Origin of the sequence: Geminocystis sp. GBBB08 (assembly GCF_016743215.1) — a bacterium.
Taxonomy (GTDB): domain Bacteria; phylum Cyanobacteriota; class Cyanobacteriia; order Cyanobacteriales; family Cyanobacteriaceae; genus Geminocystis.
Genome location: NZ_VRZC01000002.1, coordinates 13,951 through 34,740, shown reverse-complemented (window position 1 = coordinate 34,740; position 20,790 = coordinate 13,951). Strand labels below are relative to the sequence as shown.

General features: G+C 32.3%; 21 protein-coding genes. 12 read left to right on the top strand and 9 right to left on the bottom strand.

Going from position 1 to position 20,790, the window contains the following annotated elements; all coding sequences use genetic code 11:
* Positions 1–110: 110 nt before the first annotated feature.
* From FWJ34_RS00495 to FWJ34_RS00485, 3 genes are read left to right on the top strand one after another with little or no spacing between them, the layout of a single operon-like run.
* Complete coding sequence (locus FWJ34_RS00495; RefSeq protein ID WP_308253295.1) at positions 111–917, top strand: hypothetical protein; 807 nt, start codon at positions 111–113, stop codon at positions 915–917.
* On the top strand, positions 914–2,770 hold the full coding sequence (locus FWJ34_RS00490; protein WP_308253293.1) for a 7-cyano-7-deazaguanine synthase: 1,857 nt from the start codon (positions 914–916) through the stop codon (positions 2,768–2,770). Before FWJ34_RS00495 ends, FWJ34_RS00490 begins: the two co-directional genes overlap by 4 nt.
* A gap of 35 nt (positions 2,771–2,805) precedes the next feature.
* A complete protein-coding gene (locus FWJ34_RS00485; RefSeq protein ID WP_308253291.1) occupies positions 2,806–3,228 on the top strand; it encodes an ASCH domain-containing protein in 423 nt (140 codons plus the stop codon).
* Between the two features lie 181 nt (positions 3,229–3,409).
* Here the strand turns inward: FWJ34_RS00485 and FWJ34_RS00480 are convergent, their stop codons facing one another.
* The 4 genes from FWJ34_RS00480 to FWJ34_RS00465 all read right to left on the bottom strand — a co-directional run bounded on the left by FWJ34_RS00480 (position 3,410) and on the right by FWJ34_RS00465 (position 10,070).
* Positions 3,410–4,363, bottom strand: a complete 954-nt coding sequence (locus FWJ34_RS00480) for a calcium-binding protein (protein ID WP_308253289.1) — start codon at positions 4,361–4,363, stop codon at positions 3,410–3,412.
* Positions 4,364–4,703: 340 nt separating this feature from the next.
* Positions 4,704–5,525: a hypothetical protein gene (locus tag FWJ34_RS00475; protein WP_308253288.1), complete on the bottom strand. Its 822-nt coding sequence runs from the start codon at positions 5,523–5,525 to the stop codon at positions 4,704–4,706.
* Between the two features lie 479 nt (positions 5,526–6,004).
* Positions 6,005–9,130 (bottom strand): tetratricopeptide repeat protein, encoded by a 3,126-nt coding sequence (locus FWJ34_RS00470; protein ID WP_308253286.1) that lies wholly within the window; start codon positions 9,128–9,130, stop codon positions 6,005–6,007.
* A gap of 49 nt (positions 9,131–9,179) precedes the next feature.
* Positions 9,180–10,070, bottom strand: a complete 891-nt coding sequence (locus tag FWJ34_RS00465) for a DUF928 domain-containing protein (protein WP_308253284.1) — start codon at positions 10,068–10,070, stop codon at positions 9,180–9,182.
* A gap of 89 nt (positions 10,071–10,159) precedes the next feature.
* Here FWJ34_RS00465 and FWJ34_RS00460 point away from each other — a divergent pair, with 89 nt between their 5' ends.
* Both FWJ34_RS00460 and FWJ34_RS00455 read left to right on the top strand, forming a co-directional pair.
* Complete coding sequence (locus FWJ34_RS00460) at positions 10,160–10,753, top strand: neutral zinc metallopeptidase (protein ID WP_308253282.1); 594 nt, start codon at positions 10,160–10,162, stop codon at positions 10,751–10,753.
* A gap of 240 nt (positions 10,754–10,993) precedes the next feature.
* A complete protein-coding gene (locus FWJ34_RS00455; protein WP_308253281.1) occupies positions 10,994–11,116 on the top strand; it encodes a hypothetical protein in 123 nt (40 codons plus the stop codon).
* Positions 11,117–11,397: 281 nt separating this feature from the next.
* On the opposite strand, the gene FWJ34_RS00450 is transcribed toward FWJ34_RS00455, so the two are convergent.
* Positions 11,398–11,724, bottom strand: a complete 327-nt coding sequence (locus tag FWJ34_RS00450) for a type II toxin-antitoxin system RelE/ParE family toxin (protein WP_308253280.1) — start codon at positions 11,722–11,724, stop codon at positions 11,398–11,400.
* Positions 11,724–11,990, bottom strand: coding sequence for a type II toxin-antitoxin system ParD family antitoxin (locus FWJ34_RS00445; RefSeq protein ID WP_308253279.1), 267 nt, complete (start codon positions 11,988–11,990; stop codon positions 11,724–11,726). The genes FWJ34_RS00450 and FWJ34_RS00445 overlap by 1 nt, the downstream gene beginning before the upstream one ends.
* A 218-nt stretch (positions 11,991–12,208) precedes the next feature.
* Here FWJ34_RS00445 and FWJ34_RS00440 point away from each other — a divergent pair, with 218 nt between their 5' ends.
* The 5 genes from FWJ34_RS00440 (at position 12,209) to FWJ34_RS00420 (ending at position 16,346) form a co-directional block, all read left to right on the top strand.
* Positions 12,209–12,475, top strand: a complete 267-nt coding sequence (locus tag FWJ34_RS00440; RefSeq protein ID WP_308253278.1) for a hypothetical protein — start codon at positions 12,209–12,211, stop codon at positions 12,473–12,475.
* A 94-nt stretch (positions 12,476–12,569) separates the two neighbouring features.
* Positions 12,570–12,905: a type II toxin-antitoxin system RelE/ParE family toxin gene (locus tag FWJ34_RS00435; protein WP_308253276.1), complete on the top strand. Its 336-nt coding sequence runs from the start codon at positions 12,570–12,572 to the stop codon at positions 12,903–12,905.
* A 4-nt stretch (positions 12,906–12,909) separates the two neighbouring features.
* A complete protein-coding gene (locus FWJ34_RS00430; protein WP_308253274.1) occupies positions 12,910–13,209 on the top strand; it encodes a helix-turn-helix transcriptional regulator in 300 nt (99 codons plus the stop codon).
* A 230-nt stretch (positions 13,210–13,439) separates the two neighbouring features.
* The gene (locus FWJ34_RS00425; protein ID WP_308253272.1) at positions 13,440–14,306 is read left to right on the top strand and encodes a tetratricopeptide repeat protein; all 867 of its coding nucleotides are present in this window, start codon (positions 13,440–13,442) and stop codon (positions 14,304–14,306) included.
* Between the two features lie 12 nt (positions 14,307–14,318).
* Positions 14,319–16,346, top strand: coding sequence for a CHAT domain-containing tetratricopeptide repeat protein (locus FWJ34_RS00420; protein WP_308253362.1), 2,028 nt, complete (start codon positions 14,319–14,321; stop codon positions 16,344–16,346).
* A gap of 100 nt (positions 16,347–16,446) precedes the next feature.
* Here FWJ34_RS00420 and FWJ34_RS00415 read toward each other — a convergent pair whose 3' ends face one another.
* The gene (locus FWJ34_RS00415; protein WP_308253361.1) at positions 16,447–16,908 is read right to left on the bottom strand and encodes a hypothetical protein; all 462 of its coding nucleotides are present in this window, start codon (positions 16,906–16,908) and stop codon (positions 16,447–16,449) included.
* A complete protein-coding gene (locus tag FWJ34_RS00410) occupies positions 16,908–18,212 on the bottom strand; it encodes an AAA family ATPase (protein ID WP_308253271.1) in 1,305 nt (434 codons plus the stop codon). The genes FWJ34_RS00415 and FWJ34_RS00410 overlap by 1 nt, the downstream gene beginning before the upstream one ends.
* Positions 18,213–18,950: 738 nt before the next feature.
* Between FWJ34_RS00410 and FWJ34_RS00405 the strand changes: the two genes are divergently transcribed.
* Entirely contained in the window at positions 18,951–19,181 is a 231-nt protein-coding gene (locus FWJ34_RS00405) for a type II toxin-antitoxin system prevent-host-death family antitoxin (protein ID WP_308253269.1), read from the top strand.
* Positions 19,178–19,570, top strand: coding sequence for a type II toxin-antitoxin system VapC family toxin (locus tag FWJ34_RS00400; protein WP_308253267.1), 393 nt, complete (start codon positions 19,178–19,180; stop codon positions 19,568–19,570). Before FWJ34_RS00405 ends, FWJ34_RS00400 begins: the two co-directional genes overlap by 4 nt.
* 193 nt (positions 19,571–19,763) lie before the next feature.
* Here the strand turns inward: FWJ34_RS00400 and FWJ34_RS00395 are convergent, their stop codons facing one another.
* Positions 19,764–20,648, bottom strand: coding sequence for a dynamin family protein (locus tag FWJ34_RS00395; protein WP_308253266.1), 885 nt, complete (start codon positions 20,646–20,648; stop codon positions 19,764–19,766).
* Between the last annotated feature and the right edge of the window lie 142 nt (positions 20,649–20,790).

Here is a 20,790-nt window from a genome sequence, read left to right as displayed (position 1 = left end):
AAATTTTTAGAATTGATTTAATACAACTTTTAGCTTAAACTAACTCATATAATCGAATGATTTACTTAAATAATGTTAATTAATATTATTCGTATTCAAAGGACGTAAATATGGGTCATGTACGTCTCGGAAAAATACCAACAACAAAAAAATGGCAGTCTGTTGTTTCATTAGTTGCTAATCCTTCTAGTGAGTCTAATAAATCTGAAAAATTGTCTGATAATGTTCATGAACTTGCTAGAGAAACTCTTAACGCTGCACAAAAAGGTTTAGAAAGAGCCAAACAAGATTTTGGGCTTAGATATAGTTTCTATTTATTGACTCAGATTGTTTTAGCAACCAGAGCTTCAGATTGGCAAACAAGTTTAGAAAAAATAGGCATTTATCTTTCTGAAGATGCCACTATTTTTGATTTAACAACAAAAATTCAAACTGTAATTGATGACGTTTTATTCGAGCAATCATGTAGCACAGATATTAGTGAAATTGCACAACAAGCCATTGGAGAAGCATTTAGCTCATTAGCATCGAATCAACAAATTCCTCTTTTTGGAAATACTAGAGATGAACTAATCTCAGTCATTAATCAACTTTCGACAAAAAAAGGGTTTTCCCAGTTAGGTCAGGTATTTTTTGGTCGTTTTATGGCTCGATTTCTTAACTTTTATCTTAGTCGAATTACAGCCGCCAATCTAAATACTGAACAACTGACTAATATTGGCGAATTAACTAAATTTAATGAAGCTTTACAGCGTCATTGTGAACAAAGCGCCAAAATTGTTTATGACTTCTGTGGTCAATGGTATTCAAAAACAGAATTTCAAGAAGGAATCAATCTGGATAATTCTTCAAATTTTATGGCTGTAGCATTGAAAAAATTACAAGCTGAATTAAAACAACAGGAGGCGGAGCTATGATTAAACCCCGTCTTTTTCTTTGTAATGGAGCTATTTATTCGGAGACTTCTGATCGTCAAATAATAGAACTAAATACTCAAGGCTTAGATCCTAACGTTAATGTTCGCTTAGAGAACTTAACCAAGATATTTCTCAAAAATTTATCACCAAGAATTATAGACCTAATTGAGATTGCTTCATTAGTTTTTGCGGCGGATTGTGCTATATCAAGAGGAAGATCAGGGCTAAGCAGCGGTCAAGAATCTTGGGACAGAGATTTTCAATTTATTATTGCGGTGCGTGAACCAAATTTTTGGAATCAAGAGCAAGTCAAACAAAAGCTAATTAGAGTTTTAAATTTTCTTTCTGATGACAAATATATCTTTCAGTTTCAACAATTAACTAATGAACCAAAACAACTTTACTTAGAACTAAATGAACAAGAAAAGTGGACAACGCAAAATATTGATAGAGTTCTCATGTTTTCAGGTGGATTAGATTCTTTAGCCGGAGCAGTTGAAACAGCATCAACTGGAAAAAACTTAATTTTAGTAAGTCATAGAAGTGTTGCAACAATGGACAAACGAGTAAAGCAACTTGTTAAGAAATTACGTCAATTTTATCCAGAAATCACAATAAAGCATATTCCCATTTGGGTTAATAAGGATAGCACAACACTTAGACATGAACATACACAAAGAACTCGATCTTTTCTCTTTTCTGCTTTAGGAACAGCAGTCGCTGAATGTATTAATTCTGATGGCGTGAGATTTTTTGAGAATGGAATTGTTAGTTTAAATTTACCAGTAGCTGATGAAGCAATTAGAGCTAGAGCTTCAAGAACAACACATCCACTAGCTTTATATTGGTTTAGTGAACTATATAGTTTAATAACCGAACGTGATTTTCAAATTGATAATCCTTTTTTCTTCAAAACCAAAACAGATATTGTTTCTATTATTGCTCAAAATAATGCCAGTGAACTTATTGGTTTTACCTGTTCTTGCGCCCATCAAATATATCAATCAAAAACACAATGGCATTGTGGTACTTGTAGTCAGTGTATTGATAGAAGAATTGCCATTTTTGCTGCTAATCAAGAAGAATATGAGCTAGAAACTGATTATGTATCAGATGTCTTTACTGGAAAAAGAAAAGAAGGATATGAAACTAATATGGCAGTTAATTATGCTCGTCACGCTTTTGAGTTAGATAGAATGAGTGATCAAGAAATAGCTACAAAGTTTAATAGAGATATTTCACGGGCTACCCGATCTTTCTCTAAACAAAGTCAAGTTGCTCAACAGATTATAGAAATGCACAAAAGGCACGGATTAAATGTGGCTAATGTTCTTCAAACACAAATTCAAAATAATAGTAAAGCTCTCTTTAATGGACATCTTGAAAAAAGCTCAATGATAGCGATGATTGCTGGTCAAAAACATTTATCTTCTTCATGGCAAAATTATATTCAAAAAATTACAAAAATTCTTAAAAATGGAATACCGACAGCTTGTAAAACCCATAAACCAAAAGATGAACCTCATCTTCAAGAAATATGTGATGGAATTTTACAAGGACATGATTTGACTCTAGTGCGTGAATTTCCTTTTATGCGTTGGTCTTCTTGTTTTACTAAACCAGATTGGTCTGCCGAACATTTACAACTTTGGATTGAATTAAAATATGTTAGAAAAAAAGAAGATATAAGACCAATTACAAGAGATATAGCTGAAGATATTACTAAATATGGAGACAACAATCGTCGTGTTTTGTATATTATTTATGATCCGCAACATTTAATTATTGACGAAGCTCAATTTAGTGAAGAGATTCTAAAAAGAGAATTTATGAAAGTTGAATTTATTAGATAAGATATTTAATTTAATTTTAGTTTTTATAGATATTTATGCAAATAAAAGCTATTAGTTTATGGCAACCTTGGGCTTCTTTAATAGCTTTCAATTATAAAAAGTACGAAACAAGATCTTGGTCAACCAATTACAGAGGAAAAATTTTAATTTGTTCTGCAAAAATAAGTAAGCCTTATTTAAAGGATATAGCAAATTATTTAGTTAATAAACATGAATTAAATAATTTTTATAAGGATTGGAATGAATTTCCTTTTGGAAAGGCAATTGCGATATGTAATTTAACAGATTGTATAAAAATAACTCCTGAGTTACTAGCTAAACAATCACAATTAGAAATAGATTGCGGAAATTGGGAATTAGAAAGATATGCTTGGAGATTGAAAGATATTAAGCCAATTATTCCATTTCCAATAAAAGGAAAACAAAAATTTTTTAATACTAATTACAATCATCAATAAATTATAAAAAAATTAAAGACTAATTATATATAATAATTTTATATATAATTAGTCTTTAACAATCTTATCCCAGTTCTAAATCTTTTGTAATATGGAAAAAGAAAAGGGATCCCAAAGGGATCTGCTTCGCAGCACGCCTTTCTAATCAATTTGAACTCTTATTGTTTTATTGCATCCATATCTAGGTTAGTATAGATGTGAGATTAGAGATATAAATATCCGTATTATATAAAAACGTATTTGGATTAAGTTGGGCAAACTTCACAGCACTACTTGAACCTGTTCCGTCAGGGTCAAAGAATAAATCTCCTGTACTGCGGTTATAGATAAATCTTGTACTAGAGCTAGTTGCTGATGAACCGAGAGAAAATTCAGTATCTGAAAGAAAACGGTTTTTACTTATGCCACCGAAATATCCAGACGTTATCACGATCGTATCATCATAGCTATTAAAGTCTGAAATTCTGGTTACTCCTTGTCCGTAACCTTGAAAAGCAAAGCTGTCTTGACCTGCTCCGCCAGTAAATGAATCATTGCCAAAACCACCTACTAAAGTATCATTACCAGTACCTCCAGTCAAAGTATCAACATCATTGGCTGAAGAACCAAAAGGATTCCATCCTGATAAACTGTCATTACCGGCACCACCATCGAGATAGTCATTTCCACCGTCTCCAAACATTGCGTCATTTCCATCACCACCATAGAGTAGATCGTTCTCTGTACCACCACTTAAACAGTCATTACCTTGATCTCCATAAAGAGTATCAATACTGGCTTCTCCATAGAGAGTGTCATTATCGTAACCACCGTAAAGTTTATCACTACCTATTCCACCCCAGAGGGTATCTTTTCCATATCCTCCTAATAGAATATCATTGCCATCAGCTCCATATAATCTATCGTCTCCATAACCCCCGTCAAGGTAATCATTCCCAGAGTTAAGCTCTGCGACGTTTGCTGATCCTCCATACAAAACATCATTACCATCTTTTCCTGAGAGTGAATCATTCCCCCCTAAACCGTAAATTTTATCTCCCAGAATATCTCCTATTAGAGAATCATTTCCGTTTGTTCCATTAATAGTTAAACCTAGATTAATGGGACCAAATAAACTCATACCTAATGTAATCATTTTTTCTTTCCTCGAATTTCAATTTTTTAACTTTTTTAGGTTGATTTCTTTATCAGGATTGGCTATTACTGTTACGCAAAAATTTTAAAATTCCTGATGTTAATCTTCTTGATTGTTGATTTCTTTATCAGGATGAGCTATTACTTTTCCGCAAAAATTTTAAAATTCCTGATATTAATCTGCTTGGTTGTTACTGATTTCTTTATCGGAATTAGCCATTAGACATCGACCATATTTGCGACAATGAGGGCTGAAGCCCTTACTACAAGTCTGTAAAAAATGTTTTCTGGAGATGTCTAATAAATTGTAAAAGCCCTTGATAGTAAACCTTCGAGCAATGTTATTTTGAGCTTTTTTTGTTAAGGATATGTTTAATTTCTTTGCTCAAGATTTCGGCAATTTTGCGAGTTTCTCTCAGGTGAGTTGCTTTATCAGGAGTAGAGGCAATAATCTTAATTCGCTCCTCCAAAAAAGCTTTAAAAGCCGGGTTACGTTGCTCTAATAGTTTAGCCGCCTCAATTCTAGCTTCTCTATCTGGTACATAAGAGTCATCTACATGAATTCTATGATCAAGTAAAGCAACAGCCAAGACTCCATAAACGGCAGTGCGTACTTCCTCCGCTAAATTTAGCCGTCTCCCTTGAACCATATCTTCGGTTGTTTTTGTCAATAAAGTGCTAATAAAAATTCTGCCATACTCATCTACTGCACTATCTTTAAGAAGTTCTGCTAAAGGTTCAGAAAAATGTCCTAATGCGTCAAAAGAAGTATCTGTAATGTGCCCAACAAAATGAGAAATTTCTCGATTGGCAAAATGCGTTAGTCCTCGATTTACAGCTTGTCTTGCTTGTTGTCCCGTTGTCATACGATTTTTCAAAATATCTTCAATACATTCATCACCTGCTTTTTTCGTTAAAACGAATGTTACATACCCATTAACCAATGAGCCTCCTGGAATCCAATTAAGTAGGGTATGTGCCATTGCAGTGCCTTTAACTGTAAGACGAGCAATAGCAGAAACTATGTGGATTCCTCTAGCTTTATTCTCAGTTACTGATAACTCATCACAGATTTCATTAATCATACTTATAGTAAAACCTGTAAGAACAATTCTATCCAAACCAAACTGACCACCGACAAAACCTATAGTTGCGGCTGTCACAGCGTGTAAATTGGCGTATTCTTCGATAATTTTTCTTGCTCTTTGAATTTTATTTTGATTCATAATTATTGATCTCCTCTACAATAAAATTAGGTTTCTTGATTGATATATCCGGATTTACTTATTGCTTTTACGCAAAATAGTTAAAATCCTAATATGAATCTTCTTGGTTGTTGATTTATCTCTCAGGAATTAGCTATTACTGTTCCATGAAAATTATTGAATTTGTTATAAAACTTTACAATTTACCTGAAGTTCGAGAAGAAACTCTTATTTATTTCTAGGATGATCAAACTTTTATATGGGCATAAGTTATAAGTTAAGACGCATTTAAAAGGATTGCGATACTTAACAAGGTCATAATTTGAATGTTTCAAAAATTCCTCTTGTCTCTTCCATGAGTGCCTACCCTCACCACTATCTTTATATTCCTTTACTGAGTATATAAATATGGGCAAAGAAAAAACCGAACTGAACATTTAACGCCATTCACCTTGTAATATAAAAGCAGACCAATAATAAGGAGCATTACCTTCTTCCCACATAGATAATTGAGCTTTTCTTAAGGCTTGAGCGGGGGTTAAGTTTTCTTGTAATATTCCTTTATAAAAACGAGTCATTAATTCTGCCGTCATTTCATCGTTAACTTTCCATAAACTTAACATTAATCGAGATGTACCAGCATACATAAAACCCCTTGTTAAACCGACTATTCCCTCACCTTTAACGTCTTTTCCTAAGCCACTTTCACAGGCACTTAATACAATTAAATCGGCTGGTAAATTAAGGTTAAATATATCAGGTGTCATTAATAAACCGTCTTGTTGTTCACCTTTTTCATTGACTAAAGACAGGACAATTCCTGATAATTCGGGATTAATTCCATTTAAAAAGCCATGGGTTGCTAAAAGAATAAAGCGATATTTACTAAGTTCTGGATTGTTAATAGCGGTTAAATTTGCGTCAAAATCTAAGAATTTTTTACTATCAGAATTAGGTACTAATTTTAAGATATTTTCTGCTTCTTTTCTTGTTCCTTGTAAACGATCGAAAACTAATTTTCCATCTCTGGTTGGAAAACTTCTAGTTAATCTTTCAAGGGTTAATGAACTTAATAAATTATTTTGCTTGAGATTATTTTGAACTGAATTATTATTGGTAGGATTATTGTTATTAAAATTTCGATTATTTGGGACTGAATTATTATTAGTAATTCTGGGATCATTGGCTGTAAAAACTGGATCTGCTAAAACCGCTAATGTTTTTTGATTTGCTGGACGTTTAGCCATATTTTCACGGATTCCTATAATAACTGAAGCGGAAGGTAAGTTAACAATTTCATGGTCAAATATTAAGGGTTTAAAGGTTTTTGGTGTGCTATTTAGACTAGCTAAACTGTTAAAAGGAATATACTGTAAACCACCATCGGGGACAATTATTAATCTTTTATTAGTTAATTGTGACTTTGCTGGTGCTAATAATTTATCAGTTAATTGAAATGCTTTTTGAGCAGTGGTTTTACGGCGATTACTCTTACTTGAATCTGCAATTAAATTCTTAAATTCATTTGCTAAAGTTTCAATTTCCTTTTTATTTGCTAAGGTATAACTGGTTAAAGATTTTGGAGTAATTACCCAGAAATAACTCTCTTTTTCTCCTAACCAATAAGATAATAAAACGGTATCTTGATCTAATTGTTGTTGAATGTCTTTGAGGTTTTTAAGTTTAATATTTTCTGGTTGACTTATTTCTGCATAACGGGGATTTTGAGTGCGAATTTCTCCTTCAACTTGCTGTAATTGAGTGGTTATATCTGCAATTTCTCTTTTAATAGTTTTAAGTTGTTCTTCTGAATATTTCCCTTGAGTTAATTGGAGTTGATATTGGGTTTTACTTCTTAATTTGCTTAATAGTTGTTGTTCTTTTTCTTTTAATTGAGGATTAATATCTTTACGAATATCGGCGTTAGCTTCGTTAAGTAAATCTATTAAACCACGAGCTCGTGCTTGTTCGCTAACTTCAAAAGCGGTGATATTATAACCAGCAGAGGGGTTTTGCTGATGTAATTCCATCAATAATTCGATATAAAACTTATAGTAATCTTGAACGGTTGCAAAGTAAGATGTGCGTAAATCTTGACTGGCAATATTTATGCGTAATTTTTCGATAATGGCGATCGCTTCTTTGATGTTTGTGAGAGCGTTTTGTAGATTACCCTGACTTTTGTGTGTGCCAGCGATGTTATAGAGAGATTTAGCTTCACTGGGGCGATCGCCTATTTGTCTAAAAATAGCTAAAGCTTGGTTAAAATTGTCTAAAGCTTTTTGTTTGTCTCCTAAATATAAATAAATACTACCAATATCATTCAAAGTTGTTGCTTGACCAGTACGATCTCCTACTTGTATTGAAAGAATTAAAGCTTGGTTAAAATTTACTAATGCTTTTTGTTTATCTCCTAAATATGAATAAAGACTACCAATATTATTGAGAGTTCCAGCTTCTCCAGAACGATATCCGAAGGTTTTTTGTAAAAGTAAAGCCTGTTGGTAATAATCTAAAGCCTTTTGTTTATCTCCCAGATCTGAAAAACTTATACCAACATTATTAAGAGTGGTAGCTTCTTTAAAACGATTTCCCACTGCTTTGTTTAAAGATAAAGACTGTTTGTAATATTTCAAGGCTTCCGAATACTCTCCCAACTTATGGTAGACAATTCCTATATTATTGAAAGTGTCAGCTTCTTTAGAACGATCAATCACTGGCTTGTATAAAGATAAAGCGTGTTGATAATACTTAAGAGCTTCTGAATATTTTCCCAAATCATCATAAATAACTCCTATACCATTGAGAGTGCTAGCTTCTCCAGAAAGATTTTTCTCTGCTTTCCATAAAAATAAAGCCTGTTGGTAATAGCGTAAAGCCTTTTGTTTCTCTCCTAAATCATCATAAATAACTCCTATATTATGGAGAGCGTTAGCTTCTCCAGAACGATTTTTTTCCGCTTTCCATAAAGATAAAGCCTGTTGGTTATAGCGTAAAGCCTTTTGATTCTCTCCTAAATCTGAATAAGCTGCCCCTATACTACTAATAGTAATAGCTTTCCCAGAAAGATTTTTTTCCGCTTTCCATAAAGGTAAAGCCTGTTGATAATAACGTAAAGCCTTTTGTTTCTCTCCTAAATCATTATAAATAACTCCTATATTATTTAGGGTCATAGCTTCTTCAGAAAGATTTTTCCCCGCTTTCCATAAAGATAGAGCCTGTTGATAATAATCTAAGGCTTTTTGTTTCTCTCCTAAATCTGAATAGATATTTGCGAGATTACTAAGAGTAGCTGCTCCTCCGATTATATTTGATATTTTGTGATATAAAATATAACTTTTTTGAAATTTAACTATTGCTTGTTGCAATGATTCTGCTGTACCTTGTTGAAATAGTTGATACCCTTCATTAAATAAATTTTCCGCTTCATTTTGTATTACTTCTTGATTTGATTGTAAGGTTATTAATGATTTGATTGGGAATTTTGTTAGTACAAGGTAGAATATTCCCATCAAGCTAATAGTAGCAAGTGGAAACAATCGCTTTAAAAATGACTTATTCATTTAATTTACAAACTCCAAAATTCATAATTACTTAAACAAAATCATGGCTTTAAGGTAGTATTTTTTCGGTGGCTAAATTCTCTAATTGTTCTACTTTTAAAAACTCAGTCCAAGCCGATAAAACATTAGAATCATCGGGATATTCTTGGCGTAACTTCGCTAAACTAGCTAAAGCATCATACCACCAACCTTGCTCTGTATAAATGGTAATTTTTTCTTCAATATTTGCTGTTTCTAGCTGTTTTAATACAGTATCATTGGGAGTAATTTTATCAAGACTTACTGCACCTTCTACGGTTTCAGTAATGGGAATTTGAGAAGGATTACAAGGGGTATTTGCTTCTGCAAAAATAAAAGAAAATGTCCAAGAATAAGTTTGACCTTTTTCTATGGATACATTATTTGGTAGAGGAATATTAATAATTCCGGGAGTAGGTTTTATGGGTAATTTAACCTTATAAATTTCTTCTTCTTCCTCGTTTAATAAAATAAATTCGTAGTTATAATTTTCCTTAGATTGATAGGGTAAATAAACAAAAAAAGTAGGATTATTAGAGTTAGTTAAACCTTCAATGGCAATGGGAACTAAAGCTGTTAACGTTCCTTTTTCATTCTTTTGACTGCTTAATAAATCACCACAACTACCACGACTCCCTCCTGTGGCTACTTGACGACGACCCGGTTTTCCGACATTTTTAGGTTTATTCCAATTTATTGGAATTAAAAATCTTGGTTTATTTTTAACTTCTGCTTGAGAATTAACAGGAAGTGCTGATACCTGATTAAGCTCTGATGTATCTTCATCTTTAGGTTGATTCCAATTGATGGGGATTATTGAGATAAATTTGTTAGTAATTGGAGATTTAGAATTAACAAGAATAATAATTAAAGTTCCTAATATTAAGAGAACAAGATTAATTTTTAAGAAAAAAGATTTCATAAAATTAGTTATAAATTTTTTTAGAGTAAATATTATTAATAATTATTTATTAAAATTGATTTTAAATAATCACTTTCATCATAACTTCAATGAAAATAAATATTGTCAAAACTTTAGTAACACTTTCAACCCCAATAATATCATTATTAACGATGAGTCGATCGATCGCCCAAGAGTGGCATCCTGATGCCGTTATTCAATCAATGTATGCAGGTGTGGCTTATATTCATGGTTATAAGGCGATTCCTAGAGTTTATAAACCAATTCCTGCGGGTAGTCGAACTAGATGTGGTGTTATGGTAGCAATGAATGCTTTTTATTGTCCACTAGATCATTCAATTTACATCAGTAACGATATGATAGCATTTGCTTATCGCTTTGGAGATGCGGCTTTAGCTTACATAATTGGACACGAATATGCCCATGCTATGCAAAATGCCTATGGCTTTAATCGAAATAATAGTCACATAACTGAGTTACAAGCCGATTGTTTGTCTGGTTTTTATATGAAGGCTGTACCAAATATAGTATTTGATCAACGAGATATTCAAGAAATCCAAGCACTTGCTTACAGTATAGGAGATCATAATAGATGGTCTCGTAATCATCATGGTACACCATCTCAAAGATTAAAAGCCGTTACTATTGGGATGAGTGCATCTAATCTATTAGGTTGTTTTTAAATCAAGATAAGTGGAGGAAAATCAAATAGACTTTATTAATAAATAAAATATCATAAGGGGAGTATAAATCATGTTGAAAAATGTTGAATAAATTTATAATAATGAAAAAATAAAACTCCTAAAAAATATTAATACTATTCTGTTAAAGACGAAAACAATTCTTACTTTTTTAAAGAATATTTCCAAAATAAAGCAATAATATCAGATACGTTCAAATAGTTAATAAAACGAGGTAAAATTATGATTCAAAAACTAATTAATATATCAGAAAATCAAGACATTAACTTAAAAACTTTAGCTAGTAATTTAGGTTTATCAGAAGATGAATTAATTGCCAATATTTTAAATAAATTTTTACAATAAAATAGGGTTTTAAATGATCCCTTAGAGGATTTTTTAGCAGAAGCAGAGACTATTTCTCAAACTAATAAGTTACCTAAAAAATACAAATTTAATCGTCAAGAACTTTATGACTAAAATTAATCAATATCGTTATTTATTAGATACTAACATTATCAAATTGAATCAGCTAGTTTGCATTTAAGTCGAGGAGTGAGGGTAGCTTCAAGGGAAGAGTAGAATTTCTCGAAAATACTAATAATTTTAATCAAATTGATCCTTTAAAGAAAGCAGTATTACTATAACTAATTCACATCGAGATAATCTTCTAAAATTACCTCAATATCCCTAATTCCATGAATCACTCTCAATATCTCTATCCCGTTTTCAATCAAACAATAAAAAATTAAATATTTTCTAAATCCTTTAATACCTATTTGTCTGATGTCAGCAAGTTTTGGGTGAGAAAATTGACAGAGTCTCCCCATTTGAGGAAAATTTCCCAATTCTCTAAAAGTTTCTTCCGCCGCCAACAGAAAACTATCAGAGGCTTCTAGGTTGTTTTCCCCGATATATGTAGCAATTGCGATTAAATCAGAGATAACTTGTGGTCTTTTTTTAATTTCGCCCATTATTTCTTATTTTGTTGACGATTAGCTAATTTTTGGGCTACAGCTTGACGAATATCGAGCCAATCTTGTTCAGTCATATCGGTAGCTTTGCCCGATTCTAAACCCTCTAATAGTAAAGTTTCTAATCTTTGTGTAGCTTGGCGTTTTTGCTCTTGGCGAATTAAATCTCTGATATATTCACTAGCGGTACTATAACCCAAAAGAGCCATTTGCTGGTCAATATAAGTACGCATTGATTCTGGTAAAGATATATTCAGACTTGTCATAGGGATTCATTAATAGGGTTAGTCACTTCAATTATGGCAATTTTTGTCATATACTGTCAATTAGATGGAATAGTTAATGAGAAAATAAGAGCTACAATTTAATTAAAAAGATTTATTTAAGTTGACAAATCTAACACAATAATAATTAATAGGAGTAAATTATGTTAAAAAGTGTCGAAGGAATTTACGAATAAGGAGAAATAAAACTCTTAGAAAATATGGATAATATTCCTCAAAAAACCAAAGTAATTGTTACTTTTTTAACAAATATTCAAGATTCTGAAAAAGTAGTTATTCATTCATCATCAAATCAAATTTCATCATCAAATCAGGTTTTAAGTAATGAAGAAATTGACAAAATTTTGGAATGTTATCGTCAAGAAAATAAACCACGTCTTTTAGGTTTATCTAAGGGATTATTTAAAGTTCCTGATAATTTTAATAAACCTTTACGACACGAAATTTTAAATTTATTTAAGGCATAATGAAACTAAAAATCAGGAGACAATAAAAAAAATAAGTGAATTTATATTAAAAAAGGTATAAAATAGATTGGCATAACCTTAAAATTAAATTTTAATGTCAGATAAATCGATCCAATGGATTGGCACATCGAAAGATGATTTAAAAACATTTCCAGAGGACGCAAAACGTAAAGCTGGTTTGGAACTAAGGTTGATTCAGCAAGGAAAACAGCCTATTGATTTTAAACCCATTCCTATTGTTGGTAAAGGTACTGAAGAAATTAGAATCTCGACGGGGGATATTTACCGAGTGTTTTATGTGGCAAGATTTCCAGAGGCGGTTTATATTCTCCATGCCTTTGGGAAAAAAACTCAAAAAACCTCAAAAAAGGATATTGAGTTAGGACAAAAACGCTATCAGCAAATGATTAAATTAAGACAAGAATTATAAAAAAATGCTTACTACAGAAAAAATAGAAGTTACGAAAGGTAGCGATAATGTGTTTGAAGATTTAGGTTTTTCACCTACAGAGGCAATGAATCTAAAAATTAGGGCTGATTTAATTATTGAATTACGCTCTTTTATTTTAGAAAAAGGTTGGACTCAGCAAGAGGCGGCACAATTTTTTGATGAAACTCAGCCTCGAATTAGTAACTTAATGAATGGTGATATATCTCGCTTTAGTGTGGATAAATTATTGAATATGGTTGTAAAAACAGGGTTGAAAGTAAAATTAGAAATTTTATCAAATTGAATAAGCTAGTTTGCATTTAAGTTGAGGAGTTAGGGTAGGAAAAAGGGAAGTTTCTAAGAGGGAAGAGTTAAGGGTTAGTCACTTCAATTATGGCAATTTTTGTCATATATTGCCAATCCAGTGGTGGAGTTAATGAGAAAATAAGAGCTAAAATTTTTTGAGGTATGTTTCCAATTAAAATTACAGTTATCCGATTAAATAATTAATGTTTCCTAAATCCAATCTTAATTATGAAAAATATCTCCCTAAAAACTATTGTTAATTTACAATTAATAAGTCTGTCTATTCTAGGAACAATAGCGATATTTTCGCCTTTATTTTTAAGAGTAAATCCCGTTTTAAGTCAAAATAATCTTAATACTATAGATGAGAAAAAAGCGGAAGCCGATCGATTAAGTAAGTTGGGTACACAACAGTATCAAAATGGTCAATTTAAGGAAGCATTAGAGACTTTTCAACAGGAATTAATTATTAGAAGGGAAATCGGCGATCGAGCAGGAGAAGGTGCAATTTTCAATAATTTGGGATTAGTTTATGATAATTGGGGAAAATACGAGGAAGCATTAAATTATCATCAACAGGCTTTAGTTATTAGTAGAGAAATTAAAAATCCTTTCAATGAAAGTATTGATCTCAATAGTTTAGGGGTTATTTATGAGAAATTAGGAAAATATGAGGAAGCCTTAAATTACCATCAACAATCCTTAAAAATTAGTAGAGAAATTAAAAATCGTGAACGAGAAGGTATTGCTCTCAATAGTATAGGGAATGTTTATCATAAATTAGGAAAATATCAAGAAGCCTTGAATTATTATCAACAGGCTTTAGTTATTAGTAGGGAATTTAAAAATCCTTTCAATGAAAGTATTGATCTCAATAATTTGGGTAGAATTTATAGGATTATGGGAAAGTACGCAGAAGCTTTAAATTATCATCAACAGGCTTTAGCTATTACTAGAGAAATAGATGATAATAAACAAGAAAGTATTATATTTAATAGCTTAGGTTATGTTTATAATCAACTAGGAAAATATGAACAAGCCTTAAACTATCATCAACAATCTTTAAAAATTGATGAAAGGGTAAGCAATAATTGATTTAATGAAGCAATTGCTCTTAATAATTTGGCTAGTGTTTACGATAATTTAAGAAAATATCCAGAAGCCTTAAACTATTATCAACAGGCTTTAACTCTTGTTAAAGAAATTGGCAATCGCTCTGGTGAAGGTGATACTTATGCTAATATAGGATTCCTATTCGCCAAGCAAAACAATTTCAGTGAATCCGAAAAATATTTAACCTCAGCCATTGAAGTATTTGAATCTCTTAATAGTAAGAAATTACAAGACACTGATAAAATTTCTCTCTTTGATAGATATATAAATAATTACTCAATCTTACAAAAAGTTCTGATAAAACAAAATAAAACTCTTCCAGCCTTAGAAATAGCAGAAAGAGGTAGAGCCAGTGCATTTAAAGAACTTCTCGCTAAACAAATTTCTCCTCAAGAAACCCCCATTACTATCCCTACCATCTCCCAAATTCAAAACACCGCCAAAACTCAAAAAGCTACCTTCGTTCAATACTCTATTATTCGAGATGAATTTGATGTAAACGGTAAAAAGGAATGGTTAGATTCGCAACTTTATATTTGGGTAATAAAACCCGATGGAGACATTCAATTTCGTTCGGTAAATCTTCAGGAGAAAAATGTAAAATTGGCTCAATTAATCCCTCAATTTCGCACCTATTTAGGTATTCGTGGAGATAATAAAATTGCCTATAAAATTGGGGATAAAGTTCGGTTAAAAAGCGATCGATCTAGAGACTTAAAATATGATCCTTGGGTAATTGTATCCGTAAACGCAGACAAAGGAATAATTCAAGTAACAAACCCCCTTTGGAATGACCAAAAACAAACCAAAGAAATTACTATTAATGATATTAATCAAGACGCAGATTTAAGCAATTCCCTACAGAAATTACATCAAATATTAATAGAGCCTATAGCTGATTTACTGCCCAAAAATCCAGAAGAAAAAGTAATTTTCATTCCTCAAAAAGAATTATTTGGCGTACCTTTTCCCGCCCTAGCAGACAGTAATAATCAATATCTGATTGAGAAACATACTATCTTAACAGCTCCTTCCATTCAAGTATTAGATTCTACTCACAAATTACGGCAAAAACCCGTTAATAATGCACAAAATATCCTGATAGTAGGTAATCCTAGCCCCATGCCTTCTGGTTGGCAACCCTTAAAATATTCCGAAACCGAAGCCAAAGAAGTAGCCCAAATTTTGCAAACACAACCAATTTTAGGGAATCAGGCAACCAAAGCCAATATCATTAAACAACTACCCCAAGCAAAAATAATTCATTTTGCCACCCATGGCACATTTGCAGATCAAAATGGATTAGATAGTTATATCGTTTTAGGGGTAACAAACTCGAAAAACACGAATAATAACGATATTGTCACCACTACAAAAACTGATAATGGCATCCTGAGAAGTGCTGATAATAGCGAAATTTTTACTCCTAAAAATACCAATAATGATGACATCCTAACCACTGCAAACATCAATAATAATGACATCTCTACCACCAGAAATAACAATAATAGTGACATCCTAACTACTGGAAACATCGATAATAATGGTATCTCTACCACCAGAAATAACAATAATAGTGACATCCTAACTACTGGAAACATCAATAATAATGACATCTCTACTCCCAGAAATAACAATAATAGTGACATCCTAACCACTGCAAATATCGATAATAATGGTATTCTTACCGCCGCCGAAATATTTAATCTCTTTGAAAAGAATCAACTAAGTGCAGAATTAGCGATTTTGAGTGCCTGTGAAACAGGAAGAGGGGAAATTACTGGGGATGGAGTAATTGGATTATCTCGCTCCTTAATTAGTGCAGGTGTTCCTAGTGTAATCGTTTCCTTGTGGGCGGTGGATGATTTAGCTACCTCAGAATTGATGGTAGAATTTTACAAGCAATTGAAATTAACGGGAAACAAAGCCACTGCTTTACGGAACGCTATGTTAGTAACTAAGCAGAAACATCCAGACCCTCGTTTATGGGCAGGATTTACTCTCATTGGGGAGGCGGAATAATTATCTTAAGTTTGTAGTGATGGCTTTAGCCATTTTCAAAAAGCCTTAAAAGGCTTACTACTAAATAAATTATTTCTCAAAAAAAGAGTCCATCGCATTTTCATAAATTTGGTAATTGTTCATAATTTTGGAGATGCTTATCTAAAGACCAAATATAAACTCTTCTGCCTTGATTCTGATTACAAAGTTTTTGCCAATCGTGAATAATTGATAAATCACCTAATCCACTGCCACCCATTGCTGAATCAGGAAATTGAAGGAGTAATTTATTTAAGTCTTCTGAATCTAAAAAGCTAATGGGAGTAAAAGGGGATTTTCCAATTAAGGCAAGTTGAACTTGGGTTACAAATTTTACGGCACATTGACGACGTTGATTACCATTGCCATTTTGAGCAATATGATTTCCCGTTTCTATAATAGTTGCCATCGGTAAAAACAGAGATTCATTGGCTTTTATTTTTTCCCCTAACTGTTGCATGATTTGTCGATGTTGACTTGCTTTTTGAGGTACATTCAAAATCTCCACAAAAACAGATGTATCAATTAAACATACTGCTCCCATTAAGCTACCTCTTCTAATTCTTTTAACCATTGGAGAGCGTCTAATTGACGTTGTTCAGGAGTTGATTTATCTTTGAGGAAACGATCGAGTACTTGCTTCGTCATTAATTGTCCTAATGTACCCTGAGCGATTAATTCAGGAAAACGGTCTAAATCAGCTAATCGCACAATGCGACTGTCACCGAATTGAGGATCTCGATAGCAACAAAGCACATCTCCTAGAGCATTATCTGGCACTGCATCTAATAAAGCTGGATTATGGGAAGTAATTAGTACCCTTAGCTTTCTTTCGGATGAGATCGTTTGAATTTGTTTAACAAGATTATCTGCCCGACTGGGATGAACACCATTATCGATTTCTTCGATAATAACGAAAGTTCCTTCCACAGCACTTAATAAAGTTGCACCAATGGCTAAAACCCTGAGAGTACCATCGGATAGTAAAGGTGCATCGATCGATCGTTCATGGTTGCCAAAGGATTCCACTAACCTAACCATGACATCATTGCGTTCAGTGGTGATAAAACTAATATCAATAATATCTTGTTCTGGCAGTGAACGAATAAAGTCTAGTAGTTTATTTTTTTCTTCTTCGCCCTTTTGACAAATGGAATAAAGGACACTGGAAAGATTAGATCCATCCTCCTTTATATCATTATCTTTAGCATAAGTATAATCACGCATAACCGCAGGACGAGGATCTAAAAAGATAATATTTCTGAGAGTTTCTCTAATTATTTTTGTCACCGCAGGGATTATTTTCTGTGATTTACTGTCACCCTTACGAAAACGACTGGGGGTTTCTAATTGATAAAAAATAGCTTGACGATTAGAGCAAGGAATGTGAGGTTTATTTTTGCCCTTTTGGAAGTTGTTATACATGACGCTAATTTCATCAGTATGGGGATTCGCTTCACTATCAATTTTGTATAGAGGTACAGTCTGTTTATCATTGGTAACAGTTTCCCCTATAACAATCAGTTGTTCTGCTAATTGTCCGATTTCAATCTCAAAATTTGTCCAGCCATCGGGAGCATTATCTATATGTCCTCCTAAGCTAAAACATAATTCTCTTTCTCCAAAAAGGTCGATCGCCTGTCCTCGAACTACGGTATCTCCACTTTGTATATTACGTTCAATATCATCTAAACGACTACCTTTAGCTAACCAAGATAATAAGCGGATTCCTTCGAGGGCATTACTTTTACCCGAAGCATTAGCACCGATTAAAAAAGTGGTTGCTGATAGGGATAGGGTTGCTTCCCGATAACTTTTGAAATTACGAAGGGTGACTGATGTTAACATATATTTAACTATATTTTTTTATATAGCGTTTATCTAAATAGTAAGGTACACCTATTTCTTAATAATAATGGGTTTGAGTATGCTCTGGAGTACTTCATAAATATAAGAATGGCTATATATAGCAATACTAAGTATCTAGGCTAAATTAATTGTATAGAACCCATTTGGTATCTTTTTTAGAATGGTTACATAATAATGATTTCAGAAGAAATACTTTAATCTCGTCAAAGCCTTTTGTTATTTGGGTTACAGGCGTAAATATCAAATAGGTTCTATAAGCTAAGACGCATTTAACTTACATTTTTGATTAATTTTTAAAAATGACTCAAACTCGCTTTCTGTTGCATGAGTGCCTCTTGTCTCTTGCTACCTCTTGCCTACCCTCACCAGTCAACTTAGATGCGTTTGAGCTTACGATCGAGTCATTGGTAGAGGGAATTTAGAGCAGATTTATCCTATGGATGATCGTAATCCTCTATCTTTAAAAACGGAACTTTTAGTCGATTCATATTGCCTTACAAATAATCATTTTGTGCTTAATTTTTATATCTTCTGATTTGGCAGTTTTTCCGCAAATTTTCTGGTTTAGGACATTATTTTTTCAATTAGTAGTCAAAATTACTTTAGGCAACCGTGAATCCCAACTTCAATGATGAATAGGCTTAGATTGAGTGATGATGGGTTGTCATATTAGGAATGCTATATTATATTTGTGACTTAATCATTAGAGTTAAATAAATGCAGATAACCAAAACAGAATTTAAAGCCCAGTTAGAGGAACTTTTAAACAGAATCCAGACAGAAAATGAGGAAGTTATTATTGTTGATAATGGTGAGCCAATATTTAAAGTCATGAAGTATCAACCAGAGTCTGTTAGCACTGCTGAATTATTTGCACCCTTCAGAGGTAAGGTCAAATATTACGAGGATTTAACTTCTCCCACAACGGAAGAATGGAGCGAAGTATGAAAATAGTCTTAGATACTTGTGCTTTGATTTGGTGGAGTTTAGATCCTGATATGCTTTCCCCTTCGGCTCGAAATCTTTGTGATGTGATGGAAAAAAACAAAAATGGTTTAGTTGCTTCTATTTCACTTTGGGAAATTGCACTTAAAGTTAAAAAGGGTAAATTGGATTTAGGTATTGATATAAATACTTACATAAATATTCTCGATCGTTCCGATGTAATTAAAATTATTTCTGTGGACGTAGATTTATGGCTAGATAGTATCAATTTAGACTGGAAACATCGAGATCCTGCGGATAGAGTTATCGTAGCTTTAGCAAACAACTATCAGGCTCAATTAATTACTAAAGATACTATAATCAAGGATTTTTATTCTTTGACTGTATGGTAATTAACTTTTTGTATAGAAATCATTTGGGTGCGTTTTTTATGGTTACGGGGTACAAAAATAAAATTAAAGTTTACCTGATTAAAGGATTTGAGCGTACCTCATAAGGGTAGAAATTGCTATATATCTTATCTTCTGATAAACCTGAGTGCCTTTTTCCCATACATAATTTATCATTGAAATAGAAGAGCAAAAATTATTTATTATAGATTTTATTCGCCATCATTTGAATACGAGGAAAACGTAATTGTTTCATTTGGGGTAACATAAAATTAACAATTTGTTCAATGCCTGAGTCAAAGGTAATAATACCACTTTGGAGAGCTAACTCCAGATTATTTTTTAGCCTCGATCGAAGGGCTGGAAGAGCATCTACAAAATAAAAATTACTGATATTATAAGGGAGATTACCTCTAAATTTTTCTGCTATTAACACTGTACGATTAAAAATCTTTCTCCGCTCTTCACTTTCTTCAATTAAGTTCATAAAATTTAAGACAAAAATTGCTATATTAATACCACGATGGAATAACCAATTTCTTAATTTGTCCATTTCACTCATACTCAAAGGTTTTCGTGCATCTATCACGGGAATTACCAAATCAACCGTTAAAAGTTGGTTGTAAATAAATTCGTCTTGTGTATCTATATCATTAGTGCCGGGTAAATCAATCAATTCCACACCTTTAGCTAATAAAGGATGAGGATATTCTACTTCAATGGAAAGAATATCTTGGGGTATCTGCCGTGTGTGATCTAAAACCGCAAATTGTTGTAAAATTTCTGTACCATCTTGATATATCTCTTGATGATCATGAGTAATAATACGAGTTTTTATTTTTTGCCCATATTTAATCACAATAGCTGTGGCAGTAGTCGGAAATAAATTGATAGGTAAACAATTAGTACCTAAAAAAGCATTAATTAAGGTAGATTTACCATGATTAAAAGGAGCAAAAACTGCAAGACGAAGTTTAGAATAATAAAAATGATTACAAACAACTTCTATGTCACGTTTGATAAAAGATAAATTCAAAGATTCATAATCAATATTTAATAATTCTTTGATTAGTTGATCCATAAAAATAACCTTGAAAATTTTGTATTTTTAATTCAATATAAAATATTTATTTTTTTTTGCTCAAAAATTTATTTATAAAATTTTAATTTTTACTTTACTGTAAAAGTTATTGAGTAATATTTATAGAGTTTATTTTCTGTTA